This is a genomic window from Cytobacillus sp. SAFR-174, assembly GCF_051964675.1.
Taxonomy (GTDB): Bacteria; Bacillota; Bacilli; order Bacillales; family Cytobacillaceae; genus Cytobacillus.
Genome location: NZ_JBQCMZ010000022.1, coordinates 35,704 through 52,555 on the forward strand (window position 1 = coordinate 35,704; position 16,852 = coordinate 52,555).

General features: G+C 40.6%; 17 protein-coding genes. 6 read left to right on the plus strand and 11 right to left on the minus strand.

Annotated features, from left to right (window positions below):
• Window positions 1–79: 79 nt before the first annotated feature.
• The 5 genes from ACTHRG_RS19240 to ACTHRG_RS19260 form a co-directional block, all read right to left on the minus strand.
• Window positions 80–2,266: a peptidoglycan D,D-transpeptidase FtsI family protein gene (locus ACTHRG_RS19240; protein ID WP_440231815.1), complete on the minus strand. Its 2,187-nt coding sequence runs from the start codon at window positions 2,264–2,266 to the stop codon at window positions 80–82.
• Window positions 2,267–2,394: 128 nt separating this feature from the next.
• A complete protein-coding gene (locus tag ACTHRG_RS19245) occupies window positions 2,395–3,612 on the minus strand; it encodes an MFS transporter (RefSeq protein WP_076258030.1) in 1,218 nt (405 codons plus the stop codon).
• A 144-nt stretch (window positions 3,613–3,756) separates the two neighbouring features.
• Window positions 3,757–4,365: a superoxide dismutase gene (locus tag ACTHRG_RS19250; RefSeq protein ID WP_076258029.1), complete on the minus strand. Its 609-nt coding sequence runs from the start codon at window positions 4,363–4,365 to the stop codon at window positions 3,757–3,759.
• Between the two features lie 417 nt (window positions 4,366–4,782).
• The gene (locus ACTHRG_RS19255; RefSeq protein ID WP_076258028.1) at window positions 4,783–5,265 is read right to left on the minus strand and encodes a DUF456 domain-containing protein; all 483 of its coding nucleotides are present in this window, start codon (window positions 5,263–5,265) and stop codon (window positions 4,783–4,785) included.
• Between the two features lie 61 nt (window positions 5,266–5,326).
• Window positions 5,327–6,934 carry a Na/Pi cotransporter family protein gene (locus ACTHRG_RS19260; protein WP_440231828.1) on the minus strand — a complete coding sequence of 536 codons (1,608 nt, stop codon included), beginning with the start codon at window positions 6,932–6,934 and terminating at the stop codon, window positions 5,327–5,329.
• Window positions 6,935–7,200: 266 nt separating this feature from the next.
• Between ACTHRG_RS19260 and ACTHRG_RS19265 the strand changes: the two genes are divergently transcribed.
• The 3 genes from ACTHRG_RS19265 (at window position 7,201) to ispG (ending at window position 9,679) form a co-directional block, all read left to right on the plus strand.
• On the plus strand, window positions 7,201–7,971 hold the full coding sequence (locus tag ACTHRG_RS19265) for a DUF1189 domain-containing protein (protein ID WP_076258027.1): 771 nt from the start codon (window positions 7,201–7,203) through the stop codon (window positions 7,969–7,971).
• A 148-nt stretch (window positions 7,972–8,119) separates the two neighbouring features.
• Window positions 8,120–8,449 (plus strand): hypothetical protein, encoded by a 330-nt coding sequence (locus ACTHRG_RS19270; RefSeq protein WP_076258026.1) that lies wholly within the window; start codon window positions 8,120–8,122, stop codon window positions 8,447–8,449.
• A 117-nt stretch (window positions 8,450–8,566) separates the two neighbouring features.
• Window positions 8,567–9,679, plus strand: a complete 1,113-nt coding sequence (gene ispG, locus ACTHRG_RS19275; RefSeq protein WP_179289082.1) for a flavodoxin-dependent (E)-4-hydroxy-3-methylbut-2-enyl-diphosphate synthase — start codon at window positions 8,567–8,569, stop codon at window positions 9,677–9,679.
• Between the two features lie 74 nt (window positions 9,680–9,753).
• On the opposite strand, the gene ACTHRG_RS19280 is transcribed toward ispG, so the two are convergent.
• Window positions 9,754–10,200 carry a DUF4190 domain-containing protein gene (locus tag ACTHRG_RS19280; RefSeq protein WP_440231816.1) on the minus strand — a complete coding sequence of 149 codons (447 nt, stop codon included), beginning with the start codon at window positions 10,198–10,200 and terminating at the stop codon, window positions 9,754–9,756.
• A 188-nt stretch (window positions 10,201–10,388) separates the two neighbouring features.
• Here ACTHRG_RS19280 and ACTHRG_RS19285 point away from each other — a divergent pair, with 188 nt between their 5' ends.
• Window positions 10,389–10,973 (plus strand): hypothetical protein, encoded by a 585-nt coding sequence (locus ACTHRG_RS19285; RefSeq protein ID WP_076258023.1) that lies wholly within the window; start codon window positions 10,389–10,391, stop codon window positions 10,971–10,973.
• A 27-nt stretch (window positions 10,974–11,000) separates the two neighbouring features.
• Here ACTHRG_RS19285 and ACTHRG_RS19290 read toward each other — a convergent pair whose 3' ends face one another.
• The 3 genes from ACTHRG_RS19290 to ACTHRG_RS19300 are packed head-to-tail and all read right to left on the minus strand — an operon-like array spanning window position 11,001 to window position 13,098.
• A complete protein-coding gene (locus tag ACTHRG_RS19290; protein ID WP_076258022.1) occupies window positions 11,001–11,411 on the minus strand; it encodes a Fur family transcriptional regulator in 411 nt (136 codons plus the stop codon).
• A gap of 53 nt (window positions 11,412–11,464) precedes the next feature.
• A complete protein-coding gene (locus ACTHRG_RS19295; RefSeq protein WP_076258021.1) occupies window positions 11,465–12,307 on the minus strand; it encodes a metal ABC transporter permease in 843 nt (280 codons plus the stop codon).
• Window positions 12,304–13,098, minus strand: a complete 795-nt coding sequence (locus ACTHRG_RS19300; protein ID WP_076258020.1) for a metal ABC transporter ATP-binding protein — start codon at window positions 13,096–13,098, stop codon at window positions 12,304–12,306. Before ACTHRG_RS19300 ends, ACTHRG_RS19295 begins: the two co-directional genes overlap by 4 nt.
• A 160-nt stretch (window positions 13,099–13,258) precedes the next feature.
• Here ACTHRG_RS19300 and ACTHRG_RS19305 point away from each other — a divergent pair, with 160 nt between their 5' ends.
• Complete coding sequence (locus ACTHRG_RS19305) at window positions 13,259–13,513, plus strand: DUF2624 domain-containing protein (protein WP_035332728.1); 255 nt, start codon at window positions 13,259–13,261, stop codon at window positions 13,511–13,513.
• A 66-nt stretch (window positions 13,514–13,579) separates the two neighbouring features.
• Here ACTHRG_RS19305 and ACTHRG_RS19310 read toward each other — a convergent pair whose 3' ends face one another.
• Together ACTHRG_RS19310 and ACTHRG_RS19315 are read right to left on the minus strand one after the other, a co-directional pair.
• The gene (locus tag ACTHRG_RS19310; RefSeq protein WP_440231818.1) at window positions 13,580–14,473 is read right to left on the minus strand and encodes a deoxyribonuclease IV; all 894 of its coding nucleotides are present in this window, start codon (window positions 14,471–14,473) and stop codon (window positions 13,580–13,582) included.
• Between the two features lie 24 nt (window positions 14,474–14,497).
• On the minus strand, window positions 14,498–15,808 hold the full coding sequence (locus ACTHRG_RS19315) for a DEAD/DEAH box helicase (RefSeq protein ID WP_076258018.1): 1,311 nt from the start codon (window positions 15,806–15,808) through the stop codon (window positions 14,498–14,500).
• A gap of 397 nt (window positions 15,809–16,205) precedes the next feature.
• Here ACTHRG_RS19315 and vrrA point away from each other — a divergent pair, with 397 nt between their 5' ends.
• Entirely contained in the window at window positions 16,206–16,700 is a 495-nt protein-coding gene (vrrA, locus tag ACTHRG_RS19320) for a VrrA/YqfQ family protein (protein ID WP_440231819.1), read from the plus strand.
• Window positions 16,701–16,852: the final 152 nt, after the last annotated feature.

Below are 16,852 nucleotides of genomic sequence, written 5' to 3' on the forward strand. Positions count from 1 at the left end.
ACAACGTTAAATTTAGATATCAAAGATACTAAGACAAAAAAACTGTCTCCCGATTAAATAGGGAGACAGTTCATCAAGCTTATTCATTTTCTTCATTTTCTTTGCGGGCATCTTCCTGCCCTTCAATTACTTCATCAATATTTTCCACTTTTTGAACAGACTCTTTGCTGTCGCTGCCTTTCTTATGACGCTCCTTTTTAAGCTCAAAGTAGGCATCCAGGACACGTTCACCAATTTTTTTATTCGCTCCGTGATCCACGCTTCCCTGATAAGCCCATGGAACTAAAACAGCCATGGCAATCTCGGGATTCTCTGATGGTGCATAGCCAACAAGACTGAGATTCATGACCTCAGGAGGCTCTTTTCCGAACTTGCTGCGCTCAGGTCCATCGTAAAAGGCCTCTGCTGTACCTGTTTTACCCGCTGGTTTATACTCTTTGCCCGCAAAATAGGAATAACCTGTTCCGCCTTTTTCCTGCATGACTCTGCGGAAACCTTCCTGGACACGGTCCATCCAGCCATCTTCCAGTTCGACTCTATTTAGAACCTTTGGCTCCATCTCTTGAACAATAGGGCCAAGTTCATTATTTTCCATTAATGGTTCACGGATCTCCTTTACAATATGAGGCTCCATCCTATTGCCGCCATTGGCAATGACAGAAACATATTGAGCAAGCTGCATGTTGGAATAGGTGTCGTACTGTCCAATTGAAAGGTCAAGCATGAAACCAGGCAATGTACTCATTCCTTTAAAGCCTGTTTGCTCATTTGGCAAATCAATTCCTGTCCGGACGCCAAGACCGAATTGAGCAAAGGATTCCCTTACAGTACTAAACGCTTTTTTATCTATCCATAATGGCTTCTCAAACTCATATTTCCCTCCGCCTATCCTGATGACAGTTTCGAACATATAAACGTTGGAGGAAAATTTAAGAGCATTAATATCATTTAAAGGGCCGAAATTTCTCCAGGATTTTTTAACAGGTGTTCCTTTAATTTTTAAAGGACGATCATAAAAAACAGTTCCTGGATTAATAGCCCCTGTTTTATAGCCGGTAAGTATTGTAGCACCCTTTACAGCTGAACCGACATTATAAGTAGTCGTGATGTTGCCTAATGCATCGTCCTGCATTTCAGATTGGCCTGTATCTTTATCCTTCACAATCTTTTTGCCGGCCATTGAAAGTACCTCTCCGGTATGCGGGTCCATCAGTACTACATATGCCCTGTCCAATAATGCAGTTCCAGAAGATGCCTTGGCTTTACGTAATTCCTCTTCAATGATTTTCTCAACTTCCTTCTGAAGATCCATATCAATGCTCAGCACAAGGTCCTTGCCTCTTTGACCATCTGTAATGGGAATAGTTTCAAGTACATTCCCAGCTTTGTCCGTAATATTTTTCACTTTTGCTTTTTGGCCGTGAAGCACTTCTTCGTACTGCATCTCGATATAACTCTTCCCTACACGGTCATTTCGGCTATAGTCACGGGCCATGTAGTATTCAATCTGTTCAGCCGGAAGACCTTCATCAGAGCTTGTTACTTTTCCAAGGACTGATTTCAAAGTATCTCCAAAGGCATAATATCTTTCCCAGTCGGTTGTTGTATCAACACCTGGTAAAACCTGCAGATTTTCACTGACAACTGCAAATTCCTCAGGTGTTACTTTTTTGTTTTTAACAATTTGGGGTGTTAAAGCATATCCGCTTGTAAATTCTCTGTATATAGCAAGGACTTCAAGATCGTCTTTTGTCAATTCACTTAATTCCTCTTCTGTAATCCGATCCAAAGTGAGCTGATAAATGGCCTTATCCAGCTCCTTGTCCTTACCTTCATACTTCTTTTCAAGTTCTTCTTTATCTTTTTTAGTAACCTTTTTTTCTGCCTTTTCAGGATTCTTCATGATCCAGTAATCTTTCTTATCGCGTTCCTGAACCTTTTTGGTATCTTTGTCTATCAGCTTAGCCAGCTTTTCTGCCACCTCAAGCATTTCATCCTGTTTATACCCATTATTAGTATAAGTGATGGCATTTTGCGGGGTATTATCGACAATCACCTGTCCATTTCGGTCAAACATTTTACCTCTTGGCACCGGGCTGTTGACTGTAACATCTTCCGTTCTTTCAATCTCACGCTTATAATCATCGCCATAAACAATCTGAACCATCCCAAGCCGGAGGATCAGCATAGAAAACAATAAAAATACAGCAAAGAAGAGCATATTCAGACGGACCGGAACATGGGTCTTCTTTTTCTTCCTATTCAAATTACGCACACTTCCTTTAAAAAGTCTCATAGTCCCATTCTAAAAGAAAATAACAATAAATTCTATAAAGAACCCTTTTTCGACAAAGATAATTTTATTGGTAAAAAAAAGAGAGAGGATTTCCTCTCTCATGCAGACTGAAATTGAATTTTTCTGACGAAAAAATAAATGACTGAATGTCCGGCTCCTATTATCAGGAGAAGTATAGGGATGCTTTTGTCTTCCTGAAAAAAAGTGACCGCAGCTAAAAAACTTAAAATTGATACAATACGTCCTGCATTTAAAAAGATTTCCCTGACGACAATATACTCAATCCTCATCTCCGCTGCCTTCCAGCCTCTGCCAATGACATCATAGGTTAATGAGATATAAGGCACAAGCAGGAGAGGATATGCTACAGCAATCGCAGCTGCATACATCAGCAGCTTTGGATACGTGACATCAAATACAATAAAGAATATGGCCGCATACAATACTAATCCGCCGACCAGTATGGCTCTTTTCCGATACTCCTTTTTCAAAAGTCTTGACACAAGATAATACCCTAAAAAAGATATACTTGAGTTGACCAAACCGTATGTACCAAGAGCAAGTTCACTGCCAGTTGATATGAAAACATAAACTGATATGACAAATATAAAGGTTCCTTCTCTGAGCCCCTGAAAAAAATGGGCATTTGTAATCATGCGCCAATTCAGGCTGTTTTTTCGTTCTGCAAGGATTCTTCTAAATAAATACCTTCCATCTGCCGGCCGCCTTTTAAGAAAAAAACTTAAAAAGACAGCTATTGAAAAAAGGGTCAGGGAAATCCCAAAGATAACAGAATAGCCGGTGAACTTTTCCATCCTTGAGATAATGAAACCCGCTGCAATCGGGCCAATCATACCCCCAACGGATGTTAGTATTCCAAGGAAGCCGTTAAAGAAATCCCGGTTCTCCGGCTCAGTTATTTCAAAAGTGAGTACATTGAAAGCAAGCCAGTAGAACCCGTACCCTACCCCCAGCAGAGCCCCAAGAAGCAATAAGAAATTCGAGGCGTTTGTTCCTATAAACAGTACGGTCAGATAAAAAAGGGCTAAAAAAATCACACCGATTCTAAGTACAATGACACGGTCAATCTTCTTCGCCCATCTCCCCGCCAGAATAAAAGTCAAAGGCTGCAGAACAACAATGGCCAGGTTATACAAAGCCAGATCACTGAACTCACCAGACTGCTTCCAGAGATAAATATTTACAAACGTGTTTGAAAGGGCAGCACTTAAAGAATACAGCCCGCCAATAAACAATAGCAATGTTAAATCTTTTGTTAAATCGACATCACCGATCAGTTTTTTAAATCTGCTCATAAAAAAACTCCCCTTTAGTTCTAAGGGTAGTCTCCTACAAAGCCAGTGCTGTTATGCAATGATTTAGAAATTTGCACAAGAACCGCCGCAAATTCAATGTAAAAAAAAACACGGCAGATATAATCTGCCGTGCTGTTTGAATAATTATTTTGCAGCGCTGTAACGCTTAGAAACCTCATCCCAGTTAACAACATTCCAGAAAGAATTGATGTATTCAGGACGGCGGTTTTGGTATTTTAAGTAGTAAGCATGCTCCCAAACGTCAAGGCCAAGGATTGGAGTCTTGCCTTCCATTAATGGAGAATCCTGATTAGGTGTGCTTGTTACTTCCAGTTCACCATTGTTTACTACAAGCCACGCCCAGCCAGAACCAAAGCGAGTTGTAGCCGCCTTAGCGAACTCTTCTTTAAAGCTGTCATAGCTTCCGAATTTGCTGCTGATAGCATCTGCTAATTCACCTGTTGGCTCACCGCCGCCATTTGGAGAAATAATCTGCCAGAAAAGAGAATGGTTGGCATGACCGCCGCCGTTGTTGCGTACAGCAGTACGGGCAGCTTCAGGAACAGCATCCAGGTTGGATACCACTTCTTCAACAGTTTTAGAAAGAAGCTCTTCGTTTCCTTCTAAAGCATTGTTAAGGTTTGTTACATAAGTATTGTGATGCTTTGTATGGTGGATATTCATCGTTTCTTTGTCGATGTTTGGCTCCAATGCATCGTAAGCGTAAGGTAATTGCGGTAATTCGAATGCCATAATAAAATTCCTCCCTATGTATCTTTTTTGGTCAGCCCCCGAAACAATTCAATCATTTATAAAATTCAGATTTTATAATGTTTCTAAGGTCTTTAGATTAAGATTACCAAAGTTGGATTTTTGTTTCAATCAAAATGCTTTGCTACATATATACATTATCCAAATTAGTATTTTTTATCCGCAGGAGTTTGCAAGTTAAAGTCTCTTTTCGTATAAATAGTTGTTTTTCGCTGACAATGTTACTCGTTGATTTCCGCTCCAGGTGCTCGCTTTCCGCGGGACTTTGAATAAGCATCCTTGAGTAAACACCGCACGAAGAAAATGCGATAGCATTTTCGAGGATCTCGCACCTTCCGCTACAATCAACTCAGTAAATAATATATATAAAGCAACCAAACCAAGCGAAAACAGCCTTATTTAAAGAACCACAAAAAGAAAATAAATAATCATAACTCCCTGGATCACCGCTTTGGCTGCTGCGCTGCTGACAAATCCGATGACAGATCCGAATCCAATCTTTAATGCATCATTAAAGTTTGTCCTGTTAACTGCAAGTTCAGCAATAACCGCTCCAAGAAATGGGCCAATCAGGATTCCCAGTACAGGTATGACAAATGGGCCAGCTAAAAGGCCGATTGTACTTCCCCATACACCAGCTTTTGAACCGCCATATTTTTTCACGCCAATCATATTGGCTACGTAATCAGCTCCAAACAGCAGAAGAACAAACAGCCCCTGAATCGTCCAAAAGAGCCAGTTAAACGGTTCAAAAGAAAAAAGGATTCCATAAAGGATAAAACCGCCCAGCAAAAACAGCACACTTGGTATAATTGGAAAAACCAGACCCGCAAAAGCGATAATAAACAACAGAATAATCAGTGTCCAATAAACTATCTCCAATATCAGCACCTCTTCATTAAAATAAAATAAGCAAGGGATTATCCCCTGCTTATTTTACCACTTATTCTTCTCCTAAAACAGCTTCAGCAATATTCACCGCGTGATCACCGATACGCTCCAGGTTGCTGACAATGTCGACATACACAATGCCGGCCTGCCCGGTGCAAAGTCCTTCATTCAATCGAAGGATGTGCTGTTTGCGGAGCTTTCTTTCCATCTTGTCAATCTCTTCTTCTTTCTTTACAACATGTTCTGCAGCAATTTTATCATTATGATCAAGTGCCTGCATGGCTTCTTTCACGGTGGAAATAGTTAATTTGAACATTTGCTCCAGATCAGCCATGGCTGAATCAGTAATGGACACTTTATTTGCCTGTTTATAATCAATCAGCTCTATTACATTTTCGAAATGGTCACCGATACGCTCAATATCTCTTACCGTATCCATCAGCACAGTGTGCTCGGCAGATTCATGTGCTGAAAGTGAGCTTGTAGAGAGCTTAATCAAATAATCTGTAATTTTGCGGTCAAGGTTATTAATCGCATCTTCTAATTGATATGCGGTATCGGAATGTTTTTGATTGCCTGTTTTTAAATACTGAACCGTTTCTTCAAGTCCGCGTAAAGAGAATGCTCCCATTCGGAGGACTTCTTCCTTAGCCTGTCCAAGTGCAATCGATGGTGACTGTTCAATAAACATAGGATCCAAATGCTTTGCTTTATAATCAGCAACCGCATCTTCACCCGGAATAAGCTTTGTCACAATCCACGCCAGGACAGCTACAAATGGAAGCTGAATAATAGTATTAGACGTATTAAAAATTCCATGTGCAAAGGCAATAGTCATTTCAGGATTCAGATCCATTTTACCCTGAAGTGTTTCAACTAAGAACGTAAAAGGCTTTAATAAAATCAAGAAAATGGTTGTACCGATTAAGTTAAACAGTACGTGTACAGCGGCAGCTCTTCTTGCAGCAACAGACGCTCCAATAGCAGCTAAAACAGCTGTAATGGTTGTACCAATATTATCTCCAAACAGAACCGGCAGTGCAGCATCCAGATTGATCAGTTCTTCAGAAAACAAGCCCTGAAGAATACCGATCGTTGCACTCGAGCTCTGAACGATTACAGTAAATACTGTTCCTACAACAACACCCAGAACTGGGTTTGAACTCATGCTGACGGTCAAATCATGGAAAGATTCCAATGTGCGAAGAGGCTTCATTCCTCCGCTCATTAATTCCAGCCCATAGAATAATGCACCAAAGCCAAAAACAATTTGCCCGATATTGTGGATTTTTTGTTTTTTAAAGAAAAATAATAGGATTGAGCCTACGGCAATAATCGGCAGAGCATACTCCCCGATATCAATACCAATGATGAATGCAGTTACCGTGGTTCCTATATTAGCCCCCATAATAACACCTATCGCCTGGCGCAAAGTCATGAACCCGGCGGATACTAAACCAACTGTTATTACAGTTGTTGCAGAGCTGCTTTGTATAAGGATGGTGACAAGTACACCCGCCAATACCCCCATTAGCGGATTTGTCGTAAAACGATCTAATAAATCTCTCAGCCGGTCACCAGCTGATTTTTGGAGCCCGTCACCCATAAATTTGATTCCATAAAGGAAGATTCCAAGTCCTCCCAAAAATTCAAAAAGCATTTGCTGAACATTTAGTTCCACAATTTTCAACCCCTATAATTTATTCGACATGATTCATCAAACCCCATACAATTATTAAGGATACACATGAGAAAAGTAAATATAATCTGAGCCAAATTTACATTACCTTAACATTCACCTCAAATATTACAATTTCATTACAAAGACAGTAGAAGTATTGCTTTTATACCAAAAGAGTATTTCACTTGTAACTCCTTGGGATTTGGCTAAAATAAGAATGTGAATCTCAAAAAGGGTGTGTGCAAATGAATATTTTTGTTCAGTTTTATAAAAGTTTGTTTTCTCCTAAAGATATTGCTTTATTCAGGCATCAGGGAATAGGCAAGACTATTTTGTATGTGTTTTTCCTTACTCTGCTGTCAGTATTGCCAACCGTATTTTATTCAGGGGCAGGAATCATTAGTGGCTTAAATGCTATTGATGAAACCATTGACAATCAATTACCCCATTTTGAAATAACAGATGGACAGCTTTACACAGATGAAAAAGCACCAGTTACCATCAGCAAGAATGACTTTACAATCATTGTTGATTCGACAGGTACAGTTGATCCTTCAGTTCTAAACGAAAGCAGCAATACGATTGCTTTACTAACAACTGAAGTCTATATACGTGCAGAGGGACAGGAACAGACATATCCCTACTCGATGCTGTCTGGCGGCACAATTTCCAAAAGTGATCTGTCCGAGTTCCTTGCTTCTGCAGAATCTCTTATGCCGATTATTATTCCCTTAATAGGAATTGTCATTTATATTTTTGCAGCTGGCATTCGATTTATTGAGATATCCCTGTTAGCACTGGCTGGCCTTCTAATCAAAAAAGCTCTTGCCAAAAAACTGGAATACCGACAGTTATGGCGTATGTCTGCCTACAGCATAACTTTGCCGGCCATCTTCTTTGCAATCATGTCAGCCCTGCAAACCACCGTGCAAAACGGGGCTATTATTAACTGGCTTGTTTCCCTTATTATTCTTCTGCTTGCCATTAAGGAAGTACCTGCTCATAACCCAAAATAAAACGTGCACCCCGCACGTTTTTTATTTTGGGTTAAAATAAATCTCTTGTGTCTGCAGAATAATAAAAAGAGATTTTTGGTTGGTCTAAGCACGATAGGACAAGCATACATATTGGGTAAACATGCTATTTTCAGGAGGTTTGTCCAATATGAAGAAAATTGCGGGAGTATTGCTTTCAGTCCTTGTAATTTACGTAATCTTTTATGATCTGAATCATGGTACACTCCCAGCTGGGCAAAACCCGTCTATGGAGGCCAGCACAATTCCAACTGCAGAAACAGACACTGGCTTTTTTGAGAAAAAGGTCAACCCGGGAGAGACAGTTCTTTCAATAATTGAACTAAACCTTGATGGGCCAATTCCGGTCGGCATAGACCAGGTGGTATCTGACTTCTCGGAATTGAACAATGGAATGCAGCCAGAAGAAATAAAATCCGGTGAAACCTATAAATTCCCAAAATATAGTCATGACAACTAATCATCATTCTTGTCAATATCAGCGGTTCATTGATACAATAGAGTGGACCTTCTCTAACAGCGTACTACTCAGCTGTTGTATGAATAGATAAAAAGGAGCGAATCTCCATTGAGTGAAATTATACATCGCACGAAAACTAGGCCTGTAAAAGTTGGGCCTTTAACAATTGGCGGAAGCAATGAACTGTTTATCCAGAGCATGACCACTACAAAAACACATGATGTTGAGGCAACTGTAGCTGAAATTAAAAGGCTGGAAGAAGCAGGCTGTCAGATCGTACGTGTTGCTTGCCCTGATGAAAGAGCTGCAAATGCCATAGCAGATATTAAAAGACAAATTAACATACCTCTTGTTGTTGATATCCACTTTGATTACAAGCTGGCTCTTAAGGCTATCGAGGGCGGAGCAGATAAAATCCGCATTAATCCCGGAAATATCGGCAAACGAGAAAAAGTGGAAGCCGTCGTCAAGGCTGCCAAAGCAAAAGGAATACCAATCCGGATCGGGGTTAATGCAGGTTCTCTTGAGAAAAGAATTCTCGAGAAATACGGATACCCTACAGCAGATGGCATGGTTGAAAGCGCCCTTCATCATATTAAAATCTTAGAAGACCTTGATTTCCATGACATCATCGTTTCTATGAAGGCTTCCGATGTGAACTTGGCCATTGAAGCATATGAGAAAGCTTCACAAGCTTTTGACTACCCTCTTCATTTAGGTATAACAGAATCAGGCACACTTTTTGCCGGTACTGTGAAAAGCGCCGCCGGACTCGGGGCAATCTTAAGCAAAGGTATTGGAAATACATTAAGGATTTCATTGAGTGCAGACCCGGTTGAAGAAGTCAAGGTTGCCAGGGAACTTCTTAAAGTGTTTGGCTTATCCTCCAATGCTGCCACACTGATCTCCTGTCCAACATGCGGACGGATTGAGATTGATTTAATCAGCATTGCTAATGAAGTGGAAGAATATATTCAAAAAATTAAAGCGCCCATTAAGGTTGCTGTATTGGGCTGTGCGGTTAACGGACCTGGTGAAGCCAGGGAAGCTGATATCGGCATTGCCGGCGCCCGCGGAGAAGGCCTTCTGTTCCGCAAAGGCCAGATTGTAAGGAAGGTTCCGGAAGAAACGATGGTCGAGGAACTTAAGATCGAAATCGACAAAATCGCTGAAGAATATTTTGCAAAACAGGAAGAAGAAAAAGCACAGGCAGAAAGCCTGCAGCCATAGAAAGAACCACAATAAATTAAACAGAAAAGCCTGGCACCAAATTAAATTTGGAAACCAGGCTTTTTTCTTTTTTTCTAAAAAAACGGAAGTATAAACATACCGACAATAATGGAAATGGCTCCTATGGCAATCGCCCAGCCTCCAAGGCTTTCTGAACCCCTTCTTCTTGCGATAAAACCAAGGACAATTCCTGTTGCTCCAAAAAGAACCGGCAGCACAAACAAAGATAAAATGGAAAGTGCCAGGGCTGCATAACCGACTCCTCTGCCGGCTGCAGCGGTTTCATTCTCATCATCCCTGTCCAATGATCTATTGTAGACACCTGGCGCTGCTATTTCTGCAGAGGTCTCCTCAGAATAATCGGCCTGAACTGCTTCTTTTTCGATTTTCTCATCCCGATCAAGACCCGGCGCCGCTATTTCTGCAGCAGCTTCTTCTGAATAATCTGCTGCATCTGCTTCACCAATTCGCTCGCTGTATCGGAGGTCATACTCTTCATTGGTGCGATCTTGGTCTGCCATCATGATCCCTCTCTTTCTCTGCTGTGTTCCTAAAAAAATATTGCTTAATGGAGCATTTATAGTGTTTGCGATAAAAGGCTTTTTTAAGATGTTAATGTTTAACTGTCAAACATGAACTGCAACACTCTTTTGCAAGGCCATGACTTTTGTTAAGATAAGGGATATATGCATTAAAGGAGATTATTATAATGAAGAAGCGCTTTGGCATCGATATAGACGGAACGGTTACCAGCCCTGAAGCAATGGTTCCGTATTTAAATGAAGCATTTAATTTGAGTATTACTTTAAATGATATTAAGCAATATGATTTAACACCTTTAGTAACGATCTCAGAAGAACAATTTGCACAGTGGTTTTATGAAAATGAGCCCATTATCTACAAAGAATCCCCCCTGGCGAATGGCGCAAAAGAAGTTTTGACCAAATGGAAACGGGAGCATGAATTGTATTTTATAAGTGCCAGGGGCTCTCACCTGCAGCAAGTAACAGAGGAATGGTTTTTAGAGAACACATTGGAGTTTGATCATATCGAACTGATCGGAAACCATGATAAAATTGAAGCTGCCAAAAAGTATGAGGTGGATATCTTTTTGGAAGACAAGCATGATAATGCGGTCATGATCCATGAGGCTTGCGGAATTCCTGTCATTTTATTCGATACGCCCTATAATCAGGATCCCCTTCCCAATGGCGTCATTAGAGTCCGAAACTGGAAGGAAGCCAATGCATGGGCAGATGATTGGCTTCAGCAAAAAAGAAGCATGGAAAATTAGCTCCATGCTTCTTTGTTTGTTCCAGTATTAAAAACACTCCGGGCATTTCCCATATATTTCAAACTTATGTCCTGAAACATCATATCCCTTTAGATTTTCCTGCACCTGTTTCATAGGACAGACTTCAATTTCTTTCGTCTTTCCGCAATCCAGGCATATAAAATGATGATGATGATGATCATGAGAGCACGTAAAGCGGAAGTGTTTTTCGCCTGACAGCTCTGTCATTTCAAAAATACCCAGATCCACGAATAACGATAAATTTCTGTAAATGGTATCAAAACTTAGTCCAGGGTAATTATCTTTCATTTTCTCGAGAACATCTTTAGCCGTTATATATTTATCACTGTCAGCAAACAGCTGAAGCATCTCTTCCCTTTTCCCCGTATGCTTATAGCCTTTATCCTTTAAAAGCTGCATGGCTTCATCTACATTCATTCTTTCCACCTCTTTTTTGCTCTTAAATCATCCGGGATAGAAATCAATCACATTTATGCCGGCCTCATGCCCGCAAGTTTTTTCAGCAATATTGTTACAATCAGTATTAATACAGCAATCATGACGATTGTTCCGCCCGGCGCCAAATCAATATAGTAGGAAATAGTCAATCCGCCCAGAACTGATATTTCGCCAAAAAGCATGGACAGGAAAATGGTCTGCTTGAATCCTTTTGCAATTCTGATGCTCGCAGCAACCGGTAATGTCATAAGGGAGGAAACTAATAAAATACCCACTATTCTCATGGAAGCAGCTATTACCAGGGCCACCATCACAATAAATATGAAGTGGACACTTTTAGCAGCTATTCCGGATGCCTTGGCATGCTCTTCATCAAATGACAGCAAAAACAGTTCTTTATAGAGCAGGACCACAAGTGCCATGACAAGCACGCTGATAATCAAAATAGTCCATAAATCAAGCCGGCTTACTGCACTGACGCTGCCAAACAGATAACTGAATAAATCTGTATTGAATCCATCAGCCAGTGAAATGAATATGACTCCAAGCCCAATGCCGCCAGATAATATAATGGGAATAGCCAGTTCCTGATAGTGCTTATAAACAGCTCTGAGCTTTTCAATAAACAACGACCCGGCTACTGAAAAAGCCATCCCCATATACAAAGGATTCAAACCGCTCAGACCGATAAATTTCTTTTCGAGCAGCAGGCTTGCAGCAATCCCTGCAAGTGTGACATGACTTAAAGCATCAGCAATTAAAGATAGCCTTCTCACAACAATAAACACACCAAGAAGAGGCGCAATGATCCCGATGATCATTCCAGTTAAAAAAGCATTTTGTAAAAATTCATATTGAAGGATTCCCGAAATCATCTGCCTGCTCCTTTATCGTGATGGTGGTGATGGTGATCATGGTTATGTGTCAGGACATGTACATCATGTCCGTAGATTTCCGACATTTCATTTATATTCAAGCTTTCGAATTCTGCTGTATTTCCATGGAAATGCAAATTTTTATTCAGGCAAGCCACATGAGTGACTTTATCAGAAATTGTCCCAATATCATGCGTAACAAGCAATAAAGTAATGCCCAGCTCCTTATTTAAATCATCCAGCATTTCATAAAAGGACTGAACATTTTTCACATCCACACCTACTGTAGGTTCATCCAATATTAATAATTTAGGGTCGCTTACCAATGCACGGGCGATGAAGACCCGCTGCTGCTGCCCGCCTGAAAGCTCGCCAATATTACGTCCTGCATACTCATGCATGCCAACAGATTCAATTGCACGCATAACTTTTGCCTGATCGGCCTTGCCCATAAATTTAAAAAGCCCCAGCTTCTTTGTAAGGCCGCTTGAAACGACTTCAAAGACTGTTGCCGGGAATCCTGTATTAAATGAATTTGCCTTTTGAGAAACAAATCCAATATTCTGCCAATCCTTAAATCGGCTGATCTCCTGGCCGAACAGTTTGACGCTTCCCTTCTGCACTTTAAGCAAATTCAGAATAAGCTTTAAAAGGGTTGATTTACCCGACCCATTAGGACCTACAATTCCGAGAAAGTCTCCTGAATTAATGGTCAGATTGATATCCTCAAGAACATTCTCTTTCTCATATCTATAAGAAACATGAGCTATTTCAATTATTGGCTGTGCCATTATTATCACCTTACATATTAAGAATCATTACGATTTACTAACACAGTATACAGGAACCTCAATTTAAAGTAAAGGTACATGCTTTTTTATAGTAAATCTTAAAACTTATTGTCACTATTCACATTCTTCACTCATAAAGTACTGAGGAGGAGTGATGAAAATGAAAATATTCGAAAACATCATTAATCATAAATTAAGCAATATAACAGCAGATGAATTATTAAAATATGGAGAGCAGTTCAACATCCAGATTACAAAAGCACAGGCCCAGAAAATTGCAGATCATTTGAGAGGCAAGCAGGTAAACATCTTTGATGACCGTGAAAGGACAAAAATCATAAAGGAAATTGCCAGGATTGCCGGCCCGGAAACTGCAAGGGAAGTAAACAGGCTATTTTTGCAATTTACAAAATAGAACTTCACTAATGATACTTAACTCAAGCAAAAAAGCTGTGCAGTCCAGGCACAGCTTTTTACTATTTTATACAGCCGTAATAGCTTCTAATAATCTTTCATTGAATTCCTGGCTGCGAAGCATTTCAATTTCATGCTTATATGGAGCTCTTTTATTATTTTTATCTTCGCCAACATAAGGAGTCTCCAGAATTTTAGGGATATCCTTTAATTGAGGATGATGGACAATATAATTTAATGCGCTGAAGCCGATGTGGCCGAAGCCGATATTTGCATGACGGTCTTTACGCATTCCGCGCTCATTCTTGCTGTCATTAATATGGAGAACTTTCAGGCGGTCAAGTCCAACAACCTTATCGAATTCTTCCAATACCCCGTCGAAATCATTCACAATGTCATATCCTGCATCATGTGTATGGCAAGTATCAAAGCATACAGATAAGTGGTTGTTATAATTGACTCCCTCAATAATCATAGCCAGCTCTTCAAAGGATCTCCCGCATTCCGACCCTTTTCCGGCCATGGTCTCAAGTGCGATCTGCACATTTTCTTCGCCGTTTAAGACTTCATTTAAGCCTTCTACGATCTTTTTGATGCCGGCCTCTGACCCTGCTCCAACATGGGCACCGGGATGGAGAACGATCTGCTTAGCTCCAATCGCTTCGGTGCGGTCAATTTCAGAGCGAAGAAAATTAACGCCTAATTCAAATGTTGAAGGGTTTGAAGTATTCCCGATATTGATAATATATGGAGCATGTACAACAATATCAGCAATCCCGTTCTCTGCCATATGCTTCAGTCCGGCTTCAATGTTAAGATCTTCGATTTTTTTTCTTCTTGTGTTTTGCGGAGCTCCTGTATAGATCATAAATGTATTGGAGCCATATGAAACAGCTTCTTCACTTGCTGCTAAAAGCATTTTTTTCCCGCTCATGGAAACATGAGATCCAATTTTCAGCATGACAATACCTCTCCCTTTGATTCTTTATTTACGCTTGATTCTTCTTTCGCGTTTTTTTATTTTGTCCATTTCCCATTTCATTTTCTTTTTGTAGCCTGGTTTTACTTTTTTCGGTTTTTTCACCAATGAAGCGGCTTTTTTATCAATGTCATCTGTTTGTTTCTGTCTCGTTTTTCGCTTGTTTCGATTATCCAGATCTGTCCATTCACCTTTTTGCAGATCTTTGTGCCTGAATTCGATCCCCATTTTTTCAAGCCTGTTTAATGCATCCTCATCGGAAATCTCATACACTGTTACAGCAATTCCTGAGAAACCTGCACGCGCTGTACGCCCAACCCGATGTATATAAAAATCAAGATCAGTTGGAAGCTCATAGTTAATTACATGGCTGATTCCCTGTATATCAATGCCCCGGGCAGCCAGGTCTGTAGCCACAATGTATTGAAACTCAAGGTCGAGAATCTGCTTCATCATTTTCTTTCTTTCACGCGGGTTAAGGTCCCCGTGGATACGTCCGACTTTCAGGCCTTTGCTGATTAATCCATCTGCCACTTCATCTGCTTTTTTCTTGGTGTTGGTGAAAACAATGGCTAAGTAAGGATTTAAGGAAGTCAGTGCCTGATAGACCAGCTCCACTTTATTGCGGTGTTTGGATGGCAGAAGCCAGTGCTCAATATTGGCTGCTGTGGCCTGCTTAGGCTCCACGTGAACATATTTAGGATTTTCCATGTATTTTTTCAGGAAAGGCTTCAGCTTCTCTGGAATGGTAGCTGAGAAAACCAGCATCTGGAGCTTCTCCTGCATCCTTGCTGCAATTTGATCAACATCTTCAATGAACCCCATATCAAGCATTAAATCTGCTTCATCCACAATAAGGATTTCGGCAGTATGCACAAACAATGCCTGTTCTTTGACAAGGTCATTGATTCTTCCCGGTGTGCCTACAACCACATGAGGCTGTTTTTTAAGCTTTTCAATAGTTCTCTGCTTGTCCGTACCGCCAATATAGCAGCGTGCTGTTATTTCTTCTCCCTCCGGGCAATGCTCTGTAACCTTAAGAATTTCATGATATATCTGATTGGCAAGCTCCCTGGTTGGAGCTGTAATAATAGCCTGCACCTCCTGGCGGGAAGGATCAACCTTTTGGAGGATAGGCAGCACATATGAGTGTGTTTTTCCTGTGCCTGTCTGTGATTGTCCTATTGCGCTTTCACCCTTCAGCACGGCAGGGATCATTCTTTCCTGAATTTCTGTCGGCTCAAAAAAGCCAAAATCTTTAACCGCTTCTATAATAAATGGCTTAAAATTAAATCGGTCAAATTTCGTTTCGTTCATATAAAAACTCCTCAATTATCCAGATTCGCCTGGGTTCAGGCTGCACCGAAACATATATTAGTGAGTAAGATCTACTAGTATCAACTGCAACTTGCTGGGTCCGAGCTTTTCTTACATCCTGTTATTATAATAAAGTTTCCTGCAAATAACCACTCAAACAGGCATTTATATTTTTATGATGAGCTTTTTAGGATATTTTAATAAATAAAATTAGTTTCTCTGGATTATGCCTAAACCAAAATGGGATAAACGCATACTTTATAATATGAATTTTTATTTAGAAGAAGAAATATGCAGCGAAAGGAGGCCAATTAATATGATGCCAGGATCAAGACCCCCTATGCGCGGAGGGATGCCTCCCCACCCTTTTATGACCCCTATGCAAGGAAGACCTCCCATGGGGCCAATGATGGGCGGTCCTATGATGGGCGGTCCTCCGGGAATGAAACGCGGAGGAGGATTGCTCTCTAAAATATTAGGAAAAGGAAATGCCCAGCCTGGAACAGGAATGGGAGCTGCAAGAGCTGCAGGGGGCTCACAGGCAGGCGGAGGCATCCTTCAGGCAATAAGCAACCCATCTTCCATAAACGGGTTTTTAACCAACACTCAAAAGGTTTTAAATACAGCACAGCAGATCGGGCCCATGGTTCAGCAGTATGGACCGCTGGTCAGGAATCTTCCTGCCATGTGGAAGCTTTATAGAGGCATAAAGGATGCACCTGAAGCTGATGAGACAGCCTCAGAAGCTAAAGCGGAATCCCCTCAGGCAAATACAGAAAAAAAGAAACAGAATTCAAGGCCAAAAAACATAAAAAAGGAACATGAGATGGAACAGCCCGCTGCCAAGCGATCATCAGCAGAAGGTATTTCCAAACCCAAATTATATATTTAAAGAAAAGGATGCCGGGACATTCTTTTTTCTTTTTCCCCAAGAAAATTACTCCTTTTGTATTATCGGTTTATCTCTTATATAATAGAGGTGCAATATGGAGTTTTTCCGTTTAGAAACAGAACTCAGTTCAATTCATATATAAGCTTTTAATT